This window comes from Leisingera sp. ABM4_060, from assembly GCF_056158765.1.
In genome coordinates this window covers 1,807,659-1,826,508 of the sequence record NZ_JBSWTX010000001.1, presented here as the reverse complement: position 1 = coordinate 1,826,508, position 18,850 = coordinate 1,807,659, and the positions used below count along the sequence as shown (strand labels likewise).

At 57.5% G+C, this 18,850-nt stretch carries 17 protein-coding genes, 1 pseudogene and 1 other annotated feature; of the genes and pseudogenes, 3 read left to right on the top strand and 15 right to left on the bottom strand.

The genetic code is table 11. From position 1 onward, the window contains the following. The first annotated feature begins 339 nt into the window (after nt 1–339). Nucleotides 340–1,691, top strand: a protein-coding gene (locus ACXAEH_RS09035; RefSeq protein WP_475031037.1) for an IS3 family transposase whose coding sequence is annotated in 2 segments (ribosomal slippage) — nt 340–676 and nt 676–1,691 — 1,353 coding nt in all. Because the reading frame shifts where the segments join, the coding sequence is not laid out codon by codon here. Here ACXAEH_RS09035 and ACXAEH_RS09030 read toward each other — a convergent pair. The 9 genes from ACXAEH_RS09030 to aptA all read right to left on the bottom strand — a co-directional run bounded on the left by ACXAEH_RS09030 (nt 1,692) and on the right by aptA (nt 11,320). Continuing rightward, complete coding sequence (locus ACXAEH_RS09030; RefSeq protein ID WP_475032141.1) at nt 1,692–3,122, bottom strand: hypothetical protein; 1,431 nt, start codon at nt 3,120–3,122, stop codon at nt 1,692–1,694. It lies immediately after the preceding gene. Nucleotides 3,123–3,517: 395 nt separating this feature from the next. Then, a complete protein-coding gene (locus tag ACXAEH_RS09025) occupies nt 3,518–3,658 on the bottom strand; it encodes a hypothetical protein (RefSeq protein WP_475032140.1) in 141 nt (46 codons plus the stop codon). A gap of 81 nt (nt 3,659–3,739) precedes the next feature. Further along, a complete protein-coding gene (locus tag ACXAEH_RS09020; protein ID WP_475032138.1) occupies nt 3,740–4,150 on the bottom strand; it encodes a universal stress protein in 411 nt (136 codons plus the stop codon). A gap of 113 nt (nt 4,151–4,263) precedes the next feature. Next, the gene (locus tag ACXAEH_RS09015; protein WP_475032137.1) at nt 4,264–5,556 is read right to left on the bottom strand and encodes a TRAP transporter large permease; all 1,293 of its coding nucleotides are present in this window, start codon (nt 5,554–5,556) and stop codon (nt 4,264–4,266) included. Further along, a complete protein-coding gene (locus ACXAEH_RS09010) occupies nt 5,553–6,167 on the bottom strand; it encodes a TRAP transporter small permease (protein ID WP_175392960.1) in 615 nt (204 codons plus the stop codon). The genes ACXAEH_RS09015 and ACXAEH_RS09010 overlap by 4 nt, the downstream gene beginning before the upstream one ends. A 68-nt stretch (nt 6,168–6,235) precedes the next feature. After that, nucleotides 6,236–7,243: a TRAP transporter substrate-binding protein DctP gene (dctP, locus tag ACXAEH_RS09005; protein WP_226430763.1), complete on the bottom strand. Its 1,008-nt coding sequence runs from the start codon at nt 7,241–7,243 to the stop codon at nt 6,236–6,238. 69 nt (nt 7,244–7,312) lie between these two features. Beyond that, the gene (ald, locus tag ACXAEH_RS09000) at nt 7,313–8,428 is read right to left on the bottom strand and encodes an alanine dehydrogenase (RefSeq protein ID WP_475032135.1); all 1,116 of its coding nucleotides are present in this window, start codon (nt 8,426–8,428) and stop codon (nt 7,313–7,315) included. Nucleotides 8,429–8,453: 25 nt separating this feature from the next. Beyond that, nucleotides 8,454–9,965 (bottom strand): CoA-acylating methylmalonate-semialdehyde dehydrogenase, encoded by a 1,512-nt coding sequence (locus ACXAEH_RS08995; protein ID WP_475032134.1) that lies wholly within the window; start codon nt 9,963–9,965, stop codon nt 8,454–8,456. 32 nt (nt 9,966–9,997) lie between these two features. After that, nucleotides 9,998–11,320, bottom strand: coding sequence for an omega-aminotransferase AptA (aptA, locus tag ACXAEH_RS08990; protein WP_475032133.1), 1,323 nt, complete (start codon nt 11,318–11,320; stop codon nt 9,998–10,000). A 144-nt stretch (nt 11,321–11,464) separates the two neighbouring features. Here aptA and ACXAEH_RS08985 point away from each other — a divergent pair, with 144 nt between their 5' ends. Both ACXAEH_RS08985 and ACXAEH_RS08980 read left to right on the top strand, forming a co-directional pair. Next, nucleotides 11,465–11,785, top strand: coding sequence for a helix-turn-helix domain-containing protein (locus ACXAEH_RS08985; protein WP_475032131.1), 321 nt, complete (start codon nt 11,465–11,467; stop codon nt 11,783–11,785). Nucleotides 11,786–11,794: 9 nt separating this feature from the next. Continuing rightward, on the top strand, nt 11,795–12,031 hold the full coding sequence (locus tag ACXAEH_RS08980) for a cupin domain-containing protein (protein ID WP_475032130.1): 237 nt from the start codon (nt 11,795–11,797) through the stop codon (nt 12,029–12,031). Between the two features lie 101 nt (nt 12,032–12,132). On the opposite strand, the pseudogene ACXAEH_RS08975 reads toward ACXAEH_RS08980, so the two are convergent. From ACXAEH_RS08975 to ACXAEH_RS08950, 6 genes and pseudogenes are all read right to left on the bottom strand, one after another. Continuing rightward, a pseudogene (locus tag ACXAEH_RS08975) lies at nt 12,133–12,710 on the bottom strand (transposase); the annotation flags it as partial. Next, nucleotides 12,235–12,390 (bottom strand) — a sequence feature (AL1L pseudoknot). It overlaps the preceding pseudogene by 156 nt. A gap of 759 nt (nt 12,711–13,469) precedes the next feature. After that, nucleotides 13,470–14,696, bottom strand: coding sequence for a RidA family protein (locus ACXAEH_RS08970; protein ID WP_475032129.1), 1,227 nt, complete (start codon nt 14,694–14,696; stop codon nt 13,470–13,472). Between the two features lie 200 nt (nt 14,697–14,896). Beyond that, nucleotides 14,897–16,879: an ATP-binding protein gene (locus ACXAEH_RS08965; protein ID WP_475032127.1), complete on the bottom strand. Its 1,983-nt coding sequence runs from the start codon at nt 16,877–16,879 to the stop codon at nt 14,897–14,899. Next, a complete protein-coding gene (locus ACXAEH_RS08960; RefSeq protein ID WP_475032126.1) occupies nt 16,864–17,724 on the bottom strand; it encodes a phosphate/phosphite/phosphonate ABC transporter substrate-binding protein in 861 nt (286 codons plus the stop codon). The genes ACXAEH_RS08965 and ACXAEH_RS08960 overlap by 16 nt, the downstream gene beginning before the upstream one ends. Then, nucleotides 17,721–18,242: a response regulator gene (locus ACXAEH_RS08955; protein ID WP_475032124.1), complete on the bottom strand. Its 522-nt coding sequence runs from the start codon at nt 18,240–18,242 to the stop codon at nt 17,721–17,723. The genes ACXAEH_RS08960 and ACXAEH_RS08955 overlap by 4 nt, the downstream gene beginning before the upstream one ends. Before the next feature lie 163 nt (nt 18,243–18,405). Then, entirely contained in the window at nt 18,406–18,759 is a 354-nt protein-coding gene (locus tag ACXAEH_RS08950; protein WP_475032122.1) for a response regulator, read from the bottom strand. Nucleotides 18,760–18,850: the final 91 nt, after the last annotated feature.

Below are 18,850 nucleotides of genomic sequence, written 5' to 3'. Positions count from 1 at the left end.
CACAAAATGCTGGTTGAAGCTTGCGTTCTCAAATGAAAGCTGTTGCCGTTTTGCATTCCTTGGAGGAATACAGCCGCTGCGATCAGAGCGTGGATGCCGGAGTGGAGTCTACGGGAGAGGAGCTGGTTCTGAGGGCGGGCAGCCACCGAATTGCCGGTTCAGCCAGTCTTCGAAGGGGGCCGTGTCGAACGCCGGGTGCTGGTGCGCGGGCCAGGCTAGGTGGTACTGGTCTTCAGTTTCCAGACGCTCAGCCATGTCTGACGTCAGCGCCAATGGGACAGTTTAGGCTGATTTGATAAGAGAGGGTTTCTGGCACATCGTAACCGCCAAGGAGTGGAGATGAGACAGAAACCCGGAACCAAGCAGAGCCACGGCGAGAGGGTCGTCAAGGATATCCGCCGGGCCACCCGCAAGCAGTATTCAGCGGAAGAGAAGATCAGGATCGTTCTGGACGGCCTGAAGGGCGAGGACAGTATTGCTGAGCTGTGCCGCCGCGAGGGCATTGCTCAGAGCCTCTATTACAGTTGGTCCAAGGAATTCCTCGAGGCTGGGAAGAAGCGCCTGGCGGGCGACACGGCGCGTGCAGCGACGTCGAGCGAGGTCAAGGATCTGCGAAGTGAGGCGCGCGATCTTAAAGAGGTCGTTGCCGAGCAGGCATTGGAACTGCGCCTTCTGAAAAAAAGCATACTCGGGGATGGGGGCGATGGCGAATGAGGTACCCCGCATCCGAGAAGCTGGAGATCATCCGGCTGGTGGAAGGATCGCATTTGCCAACCAAACGCACGCTGGACAAACTGGGCATCCCCAGAGCGACCTTCTACCGCTGGTATGACCGGTATCTGTCTGGCGGCCCTGAGGCGCTTGAGGACCGCCGCCCCAGGCCGCCACGGGTCTGGAACCGCATTCCCGAGGCGGTCCGGGAGAGGATCAAGGACCTGGCCCTGAAGGAAAGCGAACTGTCGCCGCGCGAATTGGCCGTGCGCTTCACTGACACGGAAAAGTATTTTGTGTCAGAGGCTTCGGTCTATCGCATCCTCAAGTCCTATGATTTGATCACCAGCCCGGCTTACGTGGTTCTGTCGGCGGCAGACGAGTTCCAGGACAAGACAACGCGTCCCAACCAGCTGTGGCAGACTGACTTCACCTATCTCAAGGTCATCGGTTGGGGTTGGTTCTACCTATCCACGATCCTGGACGATTACAGCCGCTACATCATCGCTTGGAAGCTCTGCACGACGATGAAGACGGGCGACGTGACCGACACCCTGGATCTGGCGCTGCAAGCCTCGGGCTGCAACCAGGCGAAGGTTCTGCACAAGCCACGGCTGCTATCAGACAACGGTTCCAGCTACATCTCTGGCGAGTTGGCTGACTGGCTGGAAGATCAGCAGATGCATCACGTTCGCGGTGCGCCATATCACCCGCAAACCCAGGGCAAGATCGAGCGGTGGCACCAGACCTTGAAGAACCGCGTCCTGCTGGAAAACTACTACCTACCGGGCGACCTCAGGCAGAAGATCGGCACCTTCGTCGAGCACTACAATCACCACCGTTATCACGAGAGCCTGCTGAACCTGACACCCGCTGACGTCTACTTCGGGCGAGGGCAAGCCATTCTAAAACAACGAGAAAGGATCAAACGAAAGACCATCGAAACGCGGCGCTTGCTTCACCGCAAATCCGCAGCATAATCAGACCACCAGATGAGCCAGACCCTCTCTTAGATCACGCCGCAATCTGTCCCAAAATCCCTGACAACGGACAAATTCGGACAACAAAGGTACGTTCAGATGACCAAAGTGAACTTCCCCATTCGATGCAGGTTCGTTGGAATACCCTTCATCGACAACCTCGGCACGGTTGGTAAAGTAGATCATAGACGGAGCTTCACAGGGGCCACCATCTCGACCGCCATAGGCCGCACATAGGTTCCGCTCTTGCTGGGCAGCAATTGCTCGTTCTTGTGGTGTTTCAGCCTGAACTAGCGCTTGAGCAGTCGCGGCAATTATCACAGCATTTGGTGTATTCGGATAGGAACTAAGATCTTCCAGCGCCTCAAAATCACCACCCACAAAACCATCCAAGTAAGTACGGACAATTTGCTGATCTGAAAGGACACCCGGCAATTGCGGATTCTGAGCGCTAAAATTCGCGAAATCCGTCAGTGCAGACGCGGGCGGGTTTTCGTTTGAAACTGCTTGGTTGAATGCAGCAAGAGCGCCTTCGAAGTTACCTTGATCTCTTTCAATACGGGCACGAAGATGGTCAGCCAATGGGTCCGTGCCAAGGGGTGCCAAACGAGAGAGCGTTTCCTCGACCGTTAGCTGTGTCAGGCCAACTTGAGGCAATGAGAACCCCTCATAAGACCGGTCGTACAGAGCCCCCAAGGCACGAGGGTCGGAGGTGGTGGGGTTTGCATTCAGCCATTCCGTCATCAGCTCATCGCGCGAAGATGAATCGGATTGCGCTAGCAGTATGCCAAAACTCTCACTTACAGGCTCAGGCGCAAAGGCCATTGAATTGGCGAGGCCAATGTCTGCATAGCCACCACTATTTTGATTGAGAAATTCGGACCACACAACAGCTCGTGCGGTATCCGTGATCTGTGGTTGTTGAGCAATGATTGCGCGTATGTCATTAGGTGTTAGTGTCGATATTGGTTGCGATTGGGTGACTTCTAGACCTCGCAAGATATCATCGATCGGCACATCGGGTCCAAACTGATCGATCACCTCTTGCCGCCCTGCAATTGCCGCCAACCCGTCAAGGTCGCGGTTTTGCGCGAAAATCAGTGCCTGCAATGCCGGGTCCAGCTCCGTGACCGGTCGATTGTCACGAAGCGGATCGTTTAGGTCAAAAGTGAAGTCATCATTTATTGTTGTGCTTGGTGATAGCATTGTCTCAGGCAACTCACCTGGCGGAAACAGTTCCAAAGTTTCATTTTCAATTCGGACGCCAAAGCCATTCGGTAATGCTGGGATTGCTTGTTGTGGCCTGAGCAGCTCACTACGCAGGTTGAGATCAATTCCGTAATCTGATGGCCCGACATCTTGGGCACTCAATCCGGCCGCAAACGAGACGAAGAAAACGGCAAAAACGGTCCAATAGCCATGCTTGAACATCAGAACACCATTAGAGTTAAATCAATGGTTCAAAGGATAGCTACTTGGATGAGTTTCAGTCAACGTAAGCTTTGTCCCGCTCTGCCGACCTTCTTCCTCCGAAAATGCTGCGACATGGATGAATGGCCGGTTTTGGGAAGCTGCACCGCGGCGAGGGGGACTGTGACAAAGGTCTGGTATGGGCCGACTGTGCCAAAGGCACTTGGTAGATAGGCGAAACCGTCTGCCGCAATGGTGCATGGCCTCTGCGAGCCTAGAGGGCACGCGCTACCAGTTCACCTAGCTTCCGCATCCGTAGTGCCCACGCGGTTTCAGTCATGGCTCAGACCAGATAAGGTCGGAAGCAGAGTTTCGCCGCGATCTATTCCAGCGACCACTTCCGTGGCCGAGCTTCATCAGGCCAATCCCAAAGGACCATGCAGCACATCGCGGCTCGAACATGAGACGTTTGCGGACAGTGTGCCAGAGAGCATCCAGGGCACACCCTCAGCCTGGCTGTCCCAAGTCAGGCGGCGGCCAATTAGTCCAAATGACATCGCAAAGGAAGATCCATCCCTGCTTTGACTGCAAACCAATTCCGCAGGGTTGGTTGATCAACCTGTGGCTCATTTCAGCCGTTACAGACGGAGGACATGAACCGAACAATGAGCGTGGCGAACTACGAGAGCGGCGGTCGAACCCAGAAAGAATTCCTTCATCCCGGGTCTGTGCGAGGCAAGGACGATACAGTCGATTTTGTGTTTGTTGGCATATTCCGTTATCGCGCGGCCCGCTGACTGGCTTTCCAGAATGACGGAGTTCACATCCGCTTCACCCTGCAACCGGTCAGCCAGGCTTGCCTGGGCTTTCTGGTAGGATTTTTCGACAACATTTTGCTCCATGTAATACATGATCTGCTTGTTCGGCGGCTCGTGAATATGGGCTGCGGTGATCTTTCCACCCTCGGACAGGAGGGCACGTGCTGTGGAGAGTGCCTGTTCGCTGATGCCATGTTCCAGGGACAGCGCTACGAGTATGTTGCTATACATGGTGTTCCTCTTGTGTTCAGTTTCTGGGGCTGAAGGTTCGCGGCTGCCTGTCCGGCATCCGCCGCCGGCAGGGGAACGCCCCCGGTCCGGCGGCGCAGGAATAGGTGGCCCCCTTATTTGCTGAGCAGGAGGTCGGGCAGGAAGAGCGCCAGTTCCGGGACAAAGGTCGTAAGCATCAGCGTCGGCAGCCAGGCGAAGATGATAAAGATCAGCGTCGGCCACAGCATGCGCGAGACCGGTTCGTCACAGACCTGGGCACCAAGATAGAGAAGCGGCGCCGTGGGTGGTGTGATGTTCGCCATGCCCAGGTTCACGCCGATCACGGCAGCAAAATGGATCGGGTCCATTCCGGTGCTCTGCGCGATGGGCAACAGGATCGGGGTCGCCAGAAGCAGGCCCGAGATGTCATCCATCAGCATCCCGATCAGGATCATCACGATGTTGATCATAAGCAGGATCACAATCGGGTTGTCTGAAACCGAATAAACCAGATCTTTGGCCAGTTGCGGTGCGCCTTGAGAAATCAGGTTGTCCGACACGATCAAAACCATGAAGATCATGACCATCACCACGCCGATTGTGACGCCGGAATTCTGGATGGTCTGGGCCAGCGTTTTCCAGGTCAGACCGCGGTAGAAGTAGATCGCAATCGGGATCGAATAGACCACGGCGATGCCGGCGGCTTCGGTCGGGGTCATGATACCGCCGTAGATCCCTCCCAGAATGATCAGCGGCATCATCAGCGCAGGTCCCGCCAGGCGCGCCTGGCGGCCAAAGGTGGGCAGAAAAGGCCTGGGGCGTTCTGTCAGGTTAATGCCATCGTATTTCCGCAGCATGAACTGGTTCACGACGATCAGCAGGGTGATCAGGATGAACGAGGGGATCACGGTGGACAGAAAGCATTTCAGCACGTGCTGCTGTGCCACCCAGCCATACAGGATGTGCGACGAGCTTGGCGGGATCAGAAGGCCCAGAGGGCTTGCCGCCACGATCAGAGCGGCCGACTGCCCGCCGGGATAGTTGGCCTTTTTCAGGTGCGGCATCATGATGCCGCCGATGCAGGTCAGGGTGGCGTTGGCGCTGCCGGAAATCGAGCCAAAGACCCCGCAGGCCAGGACGCCCGCAGCGCTCAGTCCGCCCTTGATATGGCCAATGAACATTTCGGCGAGTGAAACCAGAGGCGCCGCGATCCGCCCTTTTTCCATGATGCCGCCCGCAATCATGAAGAGCGGGATGGCCAGCAGAACCAGTGACCGGATTCCCGTGGACCCCGTCGGCAAATACCCTGTGATCGACTGATCACCGACCATGGCAATGAAAATCAGGACGGCCCCGAAGGCCACAAAAACGCTGACCCCAAGAAGCAGCATGGCGCAGACGATAAGAAGACTACCGGTGATGATCATTTTGCAGCCTCCTTGGCAGCAGCTGATTTGAGCGGGAGACCGAGACCCTGACGGATATGCACGTACAGATACGCGGTGGTGAACATCGCCATGAAGCCAAAGGCGATCATGATTCCGATCCGCCAGGTGACAAAGGGTATGCGCAGCACAGGGGTTGCGCGCAGCCGAGGGAACGAGAAGTCGTCAAGCAGCGAGACATAGCACGCGTACATGAGAAACAGGATCACCAGCAGCTCGACCGTCAGCACGATGAACCCGCGCCACCAGATCATCCGCGGGTTTTGGATGACGATGCCCAGAATATCCGCGTTGATATGCAGATTGCGCGCAGAGGCCAGAACAGCGCCTGCAAAGAAGCCCACGATGCTAATGCCCAACAGCCATTCTTCGTAGGCAAAAAGGTCGCCGCCAAAGCCGTATCTGATGACAACAACCGCGCCAAAGGTGAATGCCATCAGGAACCCTGACACCATTACAATCTGTCTCATGACAAATGCGATCGCCTTCATCGGGTAGCCAATGATGACCGGCAATTCGTCGGTTATTTTGTTCCGAATGCCGTGAACTTCGTTCCCGGCGGCTGGTGGTTGTTCGCTTACCGAAACGGACATCTTTCTCCCTCCCATTGTTTCGCTCAAGAACAAAAAAGGGCCAGCTGGTCTGCCGGCCCTTTTCCTGATCAGTTGTTCTTGGCTGCCAGCAGGCGGTCGATGATGTCCTGACCAACGCTTTTTGCCATCTGCGGCCAGACCGTTTCCTGAACATGCGCGGCCATCGCAGCCTGTTCTTCATCGCTCAGGCGAAGGATGGTGTAGCCCTTATCAAGCAGCTTCTGACCGAAAACCTCGTCGTTTTCGCGGTTGTAGCTGAAGAAATCATTCGACGCTTTGGTCAGGGCTGCCTGCAGCGCGTCACGCTGTGCGTCATTCAGCTTGTCCAGCGTCCGCTGCGATGCATAGAACGTTGTCAGTTCGGAGATCGAGTTGTACTCGACGAAGTGGGTGCCGACATCCGACTTGGCGAAGATGGAGTAGGTCGCGGTTTTGGTGCAGCAGATCGCACCATCGACGATACCGGCTTGAAGCGCGGGGAAGATGTCCCCCCATGCCATGGTTGTTGCCTGGTAGCCCAGTTCTTCAACCATCGACTTCACAACGCTGGACGACCAGACACGAATGTTCATGCCTTTGTCTTCAAAGCTGCTCCAGTTCTGGGGCTCTTGCGAAGCAACGATGCCGATGAACCCTTCAGGGTTCTGAGCCATCACCCGGACGCCGTATTCGTCGGTGATCTCCTGCAGGATGGTGTTGAACTCGGAATCCATGTTGAGCAGCGTATTTTCCATGTCGTCCCATCCTCCAAGCAGGAACGGCATGGACAGGAACTCAAGGCGCGGATCGGTGTCGGCGTAGATAAAAGCGGAAGCCAGATCGATGTTGCCGCGGGCGACATCTTCGAACAAGGCTTCACCGGAACCGAGCTGGTTTGCAGGGAACACGTCGATCTTCAGGCCAACATTGGCTGCTGCAACATCTGCGGCAACCTGTTCCATCATTTTTGTGCCCTGGTGGTCGATCGGGAACACGCCTGCAAAACGCAGGGTCATGTCTTCGGCGAAAGCCGCGGTCGACATCAGAGTGCTCAGCGCGCCAGCGGCCAGACCTTTGGTAATCTTGTTGAAACTCATCGGGTAGTTCTCCTCCTGTTTGACGAATATCGCCCGCACAGCGGTATGCTGTTGCGGGCGCGGATTTGCTTAAGTCAGCAAATTTCTGGGATCCTCGAAGCCGTATCCGAGGTCATCGGCCACAGCCTTGCAGGTCACCTCGCCGTAGGCCACGTTCAAGCCATTCTGCAGGTGATGGTTGTCGGCCAGCGCTTGCTGCCAGCCCTTGTTCGCAATGGCGATGGCATGCGGCAGGGTCACGTTGTTCAGCGCATAGGTCGAATTCCGGGCCACCGCGCCGGGCATATTGGCGACGCAGTAATGCACAACATCATCAACGACATAGGTCGGGTCTGCGTGTGTCGTTGCCTTGGAGGTCGCAAAGCAGCCGCCCTGGTCAATGGCAACATCCACGACCACTGCACCGGGTTTCATTTTCGCAATCAAATCACGCGAAACAAGCTTGGGTGCAGCGGCGCCGGGAATCAGAACCGCCCCGATCACGAGGTCGGCATTGGAAACCTCTTCCTCCAGCGCGGCCTGGGTTGAGTAAACCACCTTGGCGGATGCCTCAAAATGGTTTTCGAGCTTTTCCAGAACTGCCGGGTTACGGTCCAGAATGGTGACGTCAGCGTGCAGGCCAACGGCCATCTGCGCCGCGTTGAAACCGACAACACCGCCGCCGATGACAACAACCTTGCCGGGCTTCACCCCAGGCACACCGCCCAGGAGAACCCCGCGCCCGCCCTGGGCCTTTTCCAGGGCACCGGCACCGGCCTGGATCGACATCCGGCCTGCAACCTGGCTCATCGGCTTCAGGAGCGGCAGACCGCCATTGTCGTCCGTTACTGTTTCATAGGCAATGCAGACCGCGCCAGAGTTCACCAGATCTTTGGTCTGCTCCGGATCTGGAGCCAGGTGCAGATAGGTATAGAGGATCTGCCCCTCGCGCAGCATCGCACGCTCCGCTGCTTGCGGCTCCTTCACCTTTATGATCATTTCGGCGTGGGCAAACACCTCGGCTGCGTTTGTTGCGATCTCCGCACCAGCAGCACGATAAGCATCGTCATCCGCGCCAATGCCCAGGCCCGCACCGGTTTCGACCAGCACCGCATGACCGTTCGTGATCAGCTCAGCCACGCTCTCGGGCGTCAGCCCGACGCGGTATTCGTGGTTTTTAATTTCCTTGGGAACGCCGATGTACATTGTATTCACTCCAGGAAAGAGAGGCTCACTTGGCCGTTGGCATGACGAATTCAGCACCTTCCGAGATGCTTTCAGGCCAGCGCTGCATGATGGATTTCTGCTTGGTGTAGAAACGGACGCCCTCTTCGCCATAGGCGTGCATGTCGCCGAACAGGCTCTTTTTCCAGCCGCCGAAGCCATGCCACGCCATCGGCACCGGGATCGGAACGTTGACACCGACCATGCCGACCTGAACCTGTTTGCCGAACTCACGCGCGACGTTGCCGTCCCGGGTGAACAGCGACACGCCGTTGCCGAACTCGTGGTCGTTGATCAGCTGCAGGCCTTCGGCAAAGTTCGGCACGCGGACACAGGCCAAAACCGGGCCAAAGATCTCTTCTCGGTAAATCTTCATGTCCGGGGTGACGTGGTCGAACAGGGTGCCGCCCAGGAAATAGCCGCCTTCGTGCCCTTCGACGGTGTAGTCGCGGCCATCGACCAGAAGGTCGGCGCCTTCTTCGACGCCGCTATCAATATAGCCCTTGATCCGGTCGCGCGCGGCGGCGGTGACGATCGGGCCCATTTCTGCGTCCAGTTTGAGACCGTTCTTGATCTTCAGGGTCTCGGCGCGTTCTTTCAGCACCGGCATCAGCTTGTCTGCGGCATCGCCAACTAGCAGCGCAACCGAGATGGCCATGCAGCGCTCTCCGGCCGAACCATAGGCAGCGCCGATCAAGGCATCGGCTGCCTTGTTCATGTCGGCATCAGGCATCACCAGCATGTGGTTCTTGGCGCCGCCCAGGGCCTGGACGCGCTTGCCGTGGCGGGCGCCGACTTCGTAGATGTAATTGGCAATCGGGGTCGACCCGACAAAGGACACAGCCTTGACGTCGTCGTTTTCAAGAAGCGCATCCACAGCCTCTTTGTCGCCCTGCACCACGTTGAACACGCCATCGGGGAAGCCTGCCTGCTTCATCAGGTCGGCATAGAGCAGCGAAGCCGAAGGATCGGTCGGCGACGGTTTAAGAATGAAGGTATTGCCTGCGGCGATGGCGATCGGGAACATCCACATCGGCACCATGACCGGGAAATTGAAGGGCGTGATCCCGGCCACGACGCCCAGGGCCTGGCGTGTGGTCCAGTTGTCCATGCCGGTGGACACCTGCTCCGTGTAATCACCCTTAAGGAGCTGCGGGATGCCGCAGGCAAACTCGATGATATCAATGCCGCGCTCGACCTCGCCCTGGGCATCGGTGAAGACCTTGCCGTGCTCGACAGTGATGGCGCGGGCCAGGTCGTCCTTGTGCTGACGCACCAGCGCCAGGAAATTGTTCATCAGCCGGGCCCGGCGGATCGGCGGCGTGTTCGACCACGCAGGAAAGGCCGCCTTGGCCGCGGCGACCGCAGCGTTCACGGTTTCGACGGTTGCCAGGGACACATCGCCGGTGTGTTCGCCGGTTGCAGGGTTGTAGACAGCCTGGGTGTTTTCGCCGTCGGGAGCTGTGTTTTGGCCACAGATATAGTGGCCGATCGAAGCGATCGGGGCAGCATCTTTCATGATTGCAGTCCTTTGGATTTAGAGAGGAAAGGTCACGGAAGCTCAGCCAGAACTTCGCCAAGTGTCTGAACAAGCGTGTTGATTTCAGGTTCCGAGATGATCAGAGGCGGAGAAAGTGCGATGATGTCGCCGGTTACCCGGATCATGATCCCAGCGTCCCAGGCGCGTTTCATCGCCTCATAGGCTCGCTCGCCCGGCGCGCCTTCGCGCGGGGCCAGTTCGATGGCGCCGACCAGCCCCAGGTTCCGGATGTCGATGACATTGGGCAGATCCCTCAGGCTGTGGAGCTGATCCTCCCACGGTTGCGACAGCAGAGCGGCGCGGCGGAACAGGTCGTTCCGTTCGTAGCTTTCCAGCGCCGCCAGTGCGGCTGCGCAGGACACCGGGTTGGCCGAGTAGGTGTAGCCGTGGAACAATTCGATCGGCGCGTCTGCATTTTCCATGGCGGAATTGTAGATCGCGTCGGACACGATGACCGCGCCCATCGGGATGACGCCGTTTGTTAACCCTTTGGCGGTGGTGATGATGTCCGGAGTAACGCCGAAGTATTCCGACGCGGTCGATGCACCCAGCCGGCCGAAGGCGGTGATGACCTCGTCAAAGACAAGCAGGATGCCATGCCGGTCACAGATCTCGCGCAGCCGTTGCAGATACCCCTTGGGCGGCAGCAGCACTCCGGTGGACCCTGCCATCGGCTCGACGATGACGGCCGCGATGGTCGAGGCATCATGCAGCGCAACGATGCGCTCCAGATCATCGGCCAGTTCGGCGCCATGCGCGGGGCAGCCGCGGGTGAATGCGTTCTTTTCCAGATCATGAGTATGACGAAGGTGATCGGTACCGGTCAGGAGAGTGCCGAAATGCATGCGGTTTTTCACGATGCCCCCGACCGAGATGCCGCCGAAGCCGGTGCCATGATAACCGCGTTCGCGCCCGATCAGACGTGTGCGGGCGCTGTCGCCGCGCATCCGGTGGTAATGCAGCGCAATCTTGAGCGCGGTGTCGACCGACTCGGACCCCGAGTTGGTAAAGAACGCATGGCTCATCCCCTCGGGCATCATCGCCGTCAGCCTACCCGCCAGCTCGAACGCCGGTGGGTGGGCAAACTGGAAATTCGGAGCGTAATCCAGCTCGTGAACCTGCTTCTGCACTGCCTCTACAATCAGCGGATCCCGGTGGCCTGCATTAACGCACCACAACCCCGCAGTGCCGTCCATAATCCGGCGGCCGTCCGAGCTGGTGTAATACATCCCTTCGGCAGAATGGATCATGCGGGGCTCGCGAAGGAAATCACGATTGGCTGAAAACGGCATCCAGAAAGATGACATGGTATTTGACTGAACGGGCATGTCCATTCCTTGCAAGGCAGATTATCATTTGATGAGAGATACTTGCAAAGTTTCGACTTTTCGCACACCCGGCTTTGTAGGAATGTGTAAGTCATTGAAAAACTGATCGGGCCGACCTAAGGTGCTTTCGATCAGAAGCAGGAAATCACAATGGGCGACTCTTCGGCACCGGATCTGGAAACCGCAAGACGCCTGCGATTGATTCGAACCTCAAAGGGTCTCAGCCAACGCGAGATGGCCAAGCGTGCGGGGGTGGGAAGCGGTACGATTTCCCAGATCGAGAGCGGATCGACCCAGCCTTCAGTGGCATTACTTAAGAAAATTCTCGCAGGTGTGGACGTTAATCTGGGTTTTTTCTTCAGCTTCGAATTGAAGAACGAGGACAACTTTTTCTTCCCCCGCACCGGCATGCGGGATCTGGGGTCTCCGGGTGTTTCCTACTTGCTGGTCGCAGGTGAGCGGCGGAATTGAAAGCTGCAGATGCTGATTGAAGAGTACGGTGTCGGTGCAGACTCGGGCCGTGGAGCGCTGTCGCATGAGGGAGAAGAATGCGCGGTCGTAATTGAAGGGCGTCTGGAAGTTACAGTGGATGGGCAATCCAGAATTCTGGGTCCGGGTGACGCCTATTACTTTTCCAGCATCCTGCCACACCGGTTCCGCAACGCCGGGGACGAGGTTTGTAAAGTTATCAGTGCGTGTACGCCTTCATCGTTCTAGGCTGACGCGGCTGTCTGTCGACAACGATGCTACAAATTACGATTAATCCGATTTAACCAGTTAAATTGCGCGGGTCATTTATCGGACATTCATGGACTGCCCCAAATACGCAGGATCTCGGGCCGCAATGCCGCGTCACGCCGGGCACGGTCCGACAACCGGGCCGGATCAGCCCGCTGCGCCAGATGCTCGTAATACGTGGAAGGGGCAATCGGCAGGAATGAGCCATTGGAACGCCATTGGTCCGAGAGACAACGGCGAATGCAGATCGGCTCGACCCCATGCTCACCGCGATGCATGCCGATAAATGACACCATCACTTCGACCGGCGGTCGAGCTCCGCCATCGCAAAATAAGCCGATGCCTTGCGGAGGATCCCGTTCGCCTGGCGTAGCTCGCGGTTCTCCCGCTCCAGTGCCTTCATCTTGTCGGCGGCATCTTTTGGGACGCCCGCACGCTTGCCGCTGTCGACTTCTGCCTTCTTGACCCACTCATTCAGCGTATGCGCCGAACAGCCGATCTTTGCGGAGATCGACATGATCGCCTGCCAGCGGGAACTGTGCTGGCCGTTCGCCATTGGGCTCGAACCAATGGCGCCTTCAATGGCTCGCTTGTCCAGCACCAGCCGCACCGCGCGCTCGCGGACCTCAGGAGAATATTTGTTTGTTGTCTTGCTCATTGTGGCTTCATCCTACTCAGGAGTTGAAGCCTCCGGCAAATCCGGTGCGGTTCAGTCCTCAAGAGCAGTATGCGGCCGATTTAGGGGTTGTCTAATCGCTTCTGGTTTCATTACGCTCATTGCAATGATTATGAACCATACGCCAGACTGCACTCAGTTATTCTTAGGGCCGTCAGTGCAGGGTGCAAAATTGCGGCGACTAGCGCAGCAGACGCGTTGGTAGATTACTTGCTGGCTCTAGCGATTAACGCGCAACAGTCACTCCCCGCAAATGGAATTGACTAAATTGCAGTCCAATTCTCGGGTAAGGAGTGCTGACGTGCTCCCCATGGAGTTTGCATTCCTAGTTTGCTCTGTACAGTTCCCCACCAGTCGCCTTCATCTGCGACGGCCAAATGCTGCATGATGCATCAATGGCCGGTTTTGGGAAGCTGCACCGTGGCGAGGGGGACTGTGACAAAGGTCTGGTATGGGCCGCTCCTGGACCGAGCGAGAATCCACGTCCGGTGAGTACTTGGATGCATCCGAAGCCGGTCTCGAGCCCTAAGCGGCCGTCGACTGTCTGGCAGCTCTTGGCCGCTACAACATGCAGCAAATGCTGCTTAGCGGGCGCTCTCCCTTCGGGCCGCCTGCAATCTTCACAATGCCCAGTCAAAAGCACCGTTTCTGCATATGGGGTGCCAAAGTCAAATCCGCGCTTTTTTGGAGTGGTCTGGATGCAAAGCCGTGCGGAATGGCGCTGTATCTTTTGGCGCAAAATCAAGTGTCGGTCCAGTGCTCAAGCATTGCGATCACCTCTATCTCGATCACCATGTCTTTGTAGACCAGATTGGGCACCGGGATGCCGGTCGTTGCAGGTCCGGGCTCGGTGTAGGATTTGGACCGGATCAGCAGGTTTTCGTGCAGCGCTTCGGCGGAGGCGCTGCCCTGATAGAAGGTGGTGACCTTGACGACATCATCCAGAGTGGCGTCGAATTCGCCCAATACGCGGGCTACATTGTCCATGGCGATACGGGTTTGGGCGACCATGTCGCCGGGTTCCAGCACCTTGGCCTGCGTATCCAATGCCACCTGGCCACCCACATGGATAAGCCGGCCGGAGCCGACACCGTGTTTGTAGGGCAGCGCGGTGGTCCAGTTCCAATGTCCGTCGGGCCAGACATGGCGGGTGCGGCGCGCGCCGGGTGCGCAAGCGGTGGCGGCAATGCGCGTGGTCAGCCCGTCATGGGGAAAGGACGGCACGGGAATGCCGGTGGGCGCTGGGCCTGGATCCGGGAAGTAATCAGCGCGGATGCGGGCCGAGCCCTCCCAGTCTTCTGCTGTGCCGTTGCCCAGATAGAATGTGTTGACCTTGACCACATCTTGCATCCCCGCACCTGCGGCCTGAAGAGCGCGGGAGAGTTGCTCCATCATCAATCGGGTCTGCGCCAAGATATCGCCGGGATGGCTAACCGATCCGTCGGCGGCGCGGGCGGTCATGTCGCCGGTAAAGATCATACCGCCGGATGTCACCACATGCGAGAAGGACCCAGGCAGGGGCGGCAGGTCATCGAGGTGGTAATTCTGGCGGGGCAGGGCGCTGTCGTCGGGAGCACGCATAGCGACGCCTTCGATTTCGCACAGCATGTCAGGGTAGCAGAGTTCGGGCAGGTTGATCAGATTGACAACCGGCTTAACTTCACGCCCGATGATGCCGGCCAATTGGTCCAGCAACCGGGTCTCGTCAGCCGCGTCGCCGACGTAATAGACCACCAGCCGCACCAGATCGGCGAAACCTACGCCAAGGTCGGCCAGCAGATCCTGCATATAGGCCATCGAATTACGCACTTGGGCATCCAGATCGCCGATGTTGCGCACGGCTCCCTGGGAGTCCAGATCTACCTGGCCGCCACTAAAGATCATGTCGCCCGCACGCACTGCATGGTGGTGGGTCAGCTTAACCGGCCAATCCCAGTGCCCCTCGGGAAAGCTGTATCGCCTGGTCATGGGGCGCCTCCTGGATGCTCGATGCCTGTATGAGCGCAGGTAATCATGGCGCCGAAGAGCTGGCCAGTGGTTTTTGAAACGCGCATGTGCCTACGGCAGAAACTGAGGTTTGAGCCCTTTGCAGTCATTCCGGCCTGGCCTGAGTACTGCAAGCAAGAGTTGTTTCAGGACTCTCCCTCAGGGTTTGGGATACAATTCACCTAAGCAGCCGGCATCTCCTTCGCTTGCTCCTTCTCAGGGCCTACATCTGGCAGCAATATTCGGAAGCAGGCGCCGGGCCCCTCATTCGTGACAGAAATCACCCCAGACATATCCCGGATAGTACCAAAGCTGATCGACAAACCCAGGCCAGTTCCTTTGCCGGGATCCTTGGTGGTGAAAAATGGTTCGAACAGCTTGTCCAAGAATTCCTCCGGCACACCGCCGCCAGTGTCGCGGATTTCGATGACGTGGCCTTCTTCCGTGGCAAATTCAGCAGCGATGGAAATCATGCCCTCGCTTGCCCCGCTGGCTTCAATTGCATCGCGGGCATTACTGACCAGGTTAAGCAGAACTTGCTCGAAAATAACTTTCTCACCCAGCACAACCGCAGGCTCTTCGGACATCGCCACCTCTAGCGATATGTCCTGCGTATGCAGCTGTGTCCGGGCGAGAGCGGCCATTTCCTCAAGGCTGCCGCGCAGATCAAACGGTTCATTTGTGCCTTCGGCTTTGCGGCCGAACACCCGCATGTGATTGATGATCTGAGAGGCGCGCTCGGTTTGCTCGCCCATGCGGACAAGCTTGCCGCGCAGGTAGTCAAGCTCAGCCTTGCCTTTGTCGATCCGCTTGACGCAGTTGGTCGATGCCATGCGGATCACCCCAAGCGGCTGGTTGAGTTCATGAGCAATCCCTGTGGCCATTTCCCCCAGGGTCGCCAGTTTCGACGCCTGGATCAGCTGATGCTCTGAGTGGCGCAGTTCAGTTACGTCCTTGGCGGACAGCACTGTTCCAATGCCCTCTACCTTAGACTGGACGGTCAGCAGGATCCGGTCCGGCGCACGGCGGATTTCACGCGGCGTGCTCTGTTCGCGGCTAAGCTGCTCTTCAATCCAGCTTTCACGATCCTCCACGGCAGGGAAGGCGCCTTGGTCCAGCCCTTCTTTCAGGAAGCTGCGCAAAGTAAATTCTTCCGGCAGAACATCCAGCAGCGTGCGGTTGAACGATCGGAAAGCTGCATTCACGAACAGGACGGTTCCATCCATGCCGAAGATTGCAACCTGCTCGTCCACTTGGTCAAAGGCCGAAATCAGGCGCTGTTGCTCAAGCCGGGCATGCTCAATGGCCAGCATTGCTTCGCGGAAGGCAACAGTCGCACGGGCCATGTCGCCGATTTCATCTGGGCGCTCTGTGTCCGGAACCTCGATGATCTCACGCTTGCCTGCAATATCTCTCAGACACCCCACCAGCACTTCAACCCGGTCCTTCTTTTCCAAAAGCTCGTCCTGCTGGCTTTGCAAGACGTTGCGGTCATGAGCCAGGGTGCGGGCCATATTGTTGAAACAGCGCGCCGTGTCGGCCAGCTCATCCTTGCCGCGTACATGGATTTGGCAGCCTAGATTGCCGCCGGCGATGGAGCGGGCGCCTTCGCGCAACCAGTGCAGCTGGCGGGTCAGCATGGTGCCAAGCCCAAAACCGAAGACTGCTACCAGCGAAATTCCCAGGATGGCGACAATCACGTTCCAGCGCAGCGCCTGGGCAATTTCCTCTTCGACCGACAATGCTGACAGGCCAAGTTCAATGTATCCGTAGGTCGTGCCATTGACGGCAATGGGCAGATCAATGTCGATCAGATGGTCGCTGCGGGCGGAGTCAAAGTCCGCATCTCGCTGAAAAGGCATGGCCAGAGCCGCTTCGTCGCCGCCTTGCGACAGAACAACTCCGTTGGGGCTTTTGACGCGCAGGTAGGTAAGTTCTTCACTGGAGACCGCTGTGGCGATGGTTGCGTCCAATGTGGCCAGATCCGTCGAAATGACTGCGTCTGAAACTGCGTTGGCAAAAACACGCGCCGTTGCTTCGGCCCGCTGATAAAGCTGGGTGGCCGCAGAACCGCCCAAAGCAAATTGGTTGATCCCGATGAGCACCGCCATGACCGTAAGCTCGATCAGGGCGATGCCGAGAATAGTCTTCAGCCGGAAGGACATTCAGCATCTCCTTGTTTGGAAATCCCGGTGTCTTCCCGGGCCATGCCAAGTGCGCGTACGTCGTCCCAATCGCTGTCCTTGGCTTGCACAAACCCTCTCATGCCGATGCCTTTGACAAGCTCCGGATGGGTTTCCGGCAGGAGAAGCATTTCCTCCTGCACGACCTGTGCCAGCCCCTCCGCGACGCTATGATGAACGGCAATGGCATGAGGGGTGTACCCGTCAGTTTCATAGATGACCCTCAGTTGCGCACGCACCTTTGGATCCACTGCGTTCCAGGTCCGTATCACACCGCCGCCAGCCGCCATCAGCCCAGCCGCAACTGTGCGGTATACGCTATCATGGGATTTCACATAGGCCGGCGTGAACTCCACACCGCTGTTCAGCAGCGACGCCCGGTTCAGGATGCTGGCGCCAAAAGCCCCCGGTGACGGAAAGGCAATTTTCTGACCGGCAAGGCTGCCGAGGTCCGAGAAACCTGAGTCGGCCCGCACCACCATCACCCCTTTCAGGCGTTTGCCTTCCTGATGCGCAATTGCCCGATAGGCTGCCTCCTGCGAGAAGATCGTGTAGTGCATCGGGTTCATATAGGCAAAGTCAAATGCGCCGGCGGCCAAGCAGGCTTCAAACGTCGGGATATCCTTGGTGGTGCGGAACCGGAAGGACACCCCAGTGCGGATGCTCAATTCATCCAGCACAGGCCCCCACATACGGGCCAGGCGACTGGCGGACTGCTGCGGCACAATGCCGAAGGTAACTTCCGGGTTCGCGTCATTTTCGCTGGAGTGGATCGGCGAGCTTTGAGCAAAGGTCAGGGCCGCGGTGGCTGCAAGAAGCAATTTCATGCCGAACCTCCTGCGGCACGGACCCGCGCATCATGCAGTTCCTGAGTGACGTCTTGCACCCGCTTCAGCAGTTTCTGCCCGCTCATGGTGCAGTGCGGCGTTCCGATACCAACCCCGGCGCCAGCCTTGATTGCTTCGACCAGGAGGTCCGCATCCAACGGTTTCGACAGGAAGTCGACCGCGCCGATCTGCTGGGAGGATATTGCGGCGGAAGGATCGCCGCTCAGCACCACAAAATTCAGGTCCCGGTCCGGGAAACGGGCCTCGGCTCTGGAAATCAGCTGAATCCCGGTAGACGAGTTGCCGGAAGGGTCAGCAAAATGAACGTCCGTCACGACGACACCGATGAACGGGTACCATTCCAGAACTTCCAGGGCCATGTCGACACTGTCGGCAATGATGGCATTCCAGCCTTCCAGATCGACAATGTCCTGCAGTTCTTCCAGCGCTTCCTTGTCGTCATCAACAACAAGAACGGTCATCGCTTGGATGTCTTGGGGGATGTCTTGGTCGGTCATCTCACTCTCCGCTGGCTGTTAAGGTTACGAGCCAAGCATGAGGTATGTATACCGTTGCACACAATGAGTTTGAGGGTGACCTATCCGTCAGAAACCGGCAGAACTATCCTAAAGACGCGCGAACCCTACCTGTTTGAAAAGTGGTAGATTTTCCCGGGGAAGGTTAGGCCTGCCCGCTAATGATCTCAATTAAGTCATCAATATCAAGAGGTTTTGAAAAACAGGCTGCAGCCCCAAGCGCCATTGCTTCCTCTCTCGAGGATTCTGCACCATGACCGCTGACGACAACGACGGTTCCCTGATAGCTGATCTGGTTCAGGTGGCGAATCAACTCCAGCCCGCCCACCTTCGGCATTTTCAAATCAGTAACCACTGCGTCGAAGGCCGCGTTTTCAAGCTGCTGGAGCGCATCAGGAACCGACTCCGCAGTGGATACGTCAAAGTTTTCCAGCTCCAGAGACTCCTGAAGTTCTTCCCGCAGAAGGGGTTCATCGTCAACAATCAGAACGCAGGTCATAGGATGTCTCCAGCAGTTGCGCGAACAGTATGACGCAGAATTTATTAACTTGTGGATAACTCAATAGTTGTGTCTTGGTAGCAGGAGGATC

Coding starts and splice junctions, on each gene's coding strand:
- ACXAEH_RS09010 (WP_175392960.1), bottom strand. CDS start 6,167: ATGTCCGTTTCGGTAAGCGAACAACCACCAGCCGCCGGGAACGAAGTT.
- ACXAEH_RS08960 (WP_475032126.1), bottom strand. CDS start 17,724: ATGAAATTGCTTCTTGCAGCCACCGCGGCCCTGACCTTTGCTCAAAGC.
- dctP (WP_226430763.1), bottom strand. CDS start 7,243: ATGAGTTTCAACAAGATTACCAAAGGTCTGGCCGCTGGCGCGCTGAGC.
- ACXAEH_RS08950 (WP_475032122.1), bottom strand. CDS start 18,759: ATGACCTGCGTTCTGATTGTTGACGATGAACCCCTTCTGCGGGAAGAA.
- aptA (WP_475032133.1), bottom strand. CDS start 11,320: ATGGACATGCCCGTTCAGTCAAATACCATGTCATCTTTCTGGATGCCG.
- ACXAEH_RS08970 (WP_475032129.1), bottom strand. CDS start 14,696: ATGACCAGGCGATACAGCTTTCCCGAGGGGCACTGGGATTGGCCGGTT.
- ACXAEH_RS08965 (WP_475032127.1), bottom strand. CDS start 16,879: ATGTCCTTCCGGCTGAAGACTATTCTCGGCATCGCCCTGATCGAGCTT.
- ACXAEH_RS09015 (WP_475032137.1), bottom strand. CDS start 5,556: ATGATCATCACCGGTAGTCTTCTTATCGTCTGCGCCATGCTGCTTCTT.
- ACXAEH_RS08980 (WP_475032130.1), top strand. CDS start 11,795: ATGCTGATTGAAGAGTACGGTGTCGGTGCAGACTCGGGCCGTGGAGCG.
- ACXAEH_RS08985 (WP_475032131.1), top strand. CDS start 11,465: ATGGGCGACTCTTCGGCACCGGATCTGGAAACCGCAAGACGCCTGCGA.
- ACXAEH_RS08955 (WP_475032124.1), bottom strand. CDS start 18,242: ATGACCGACCAAGACATCCCCCAAGACATCCAAGCGATGACCGTTCTT.
- ACXAEH_RS09020 (WP_475032138.1), bottom strand. CDS start 4,150: ATGTATAGCAACATACTCGTAGCGCTGTCCCTGGAACATGGCATCAGC.
- ACXAEH_RS09030 (WP_475032141.1), bottom strand. CDS start 3,122: ATGTTCAAGCATGGCTATTGGACCGTTTTTGCCGTTTTCTTCGTCTCG.
- ACXAEH_RS08995 (WP_475032134.1), bottom strand. CDS start 9,965: ATGAAAGATGCTGCCCCGATCGCTTCGATCGGCCACTATATCTGTGGC.
- ald (WP_475032135.1), bottom strand. CDS start 8,428: ATGTACATCGGCGTTCCCAAGGAAATTAAAAACCACGAATACCGCGTC.
- ACXAEH_RS09025 (WP_475032140.1), bottom strand. CDS start 3,658: ATGTCATTTGGACTAATTGGCCGCCGCCTGACTTGGGACAGCCAGGCT.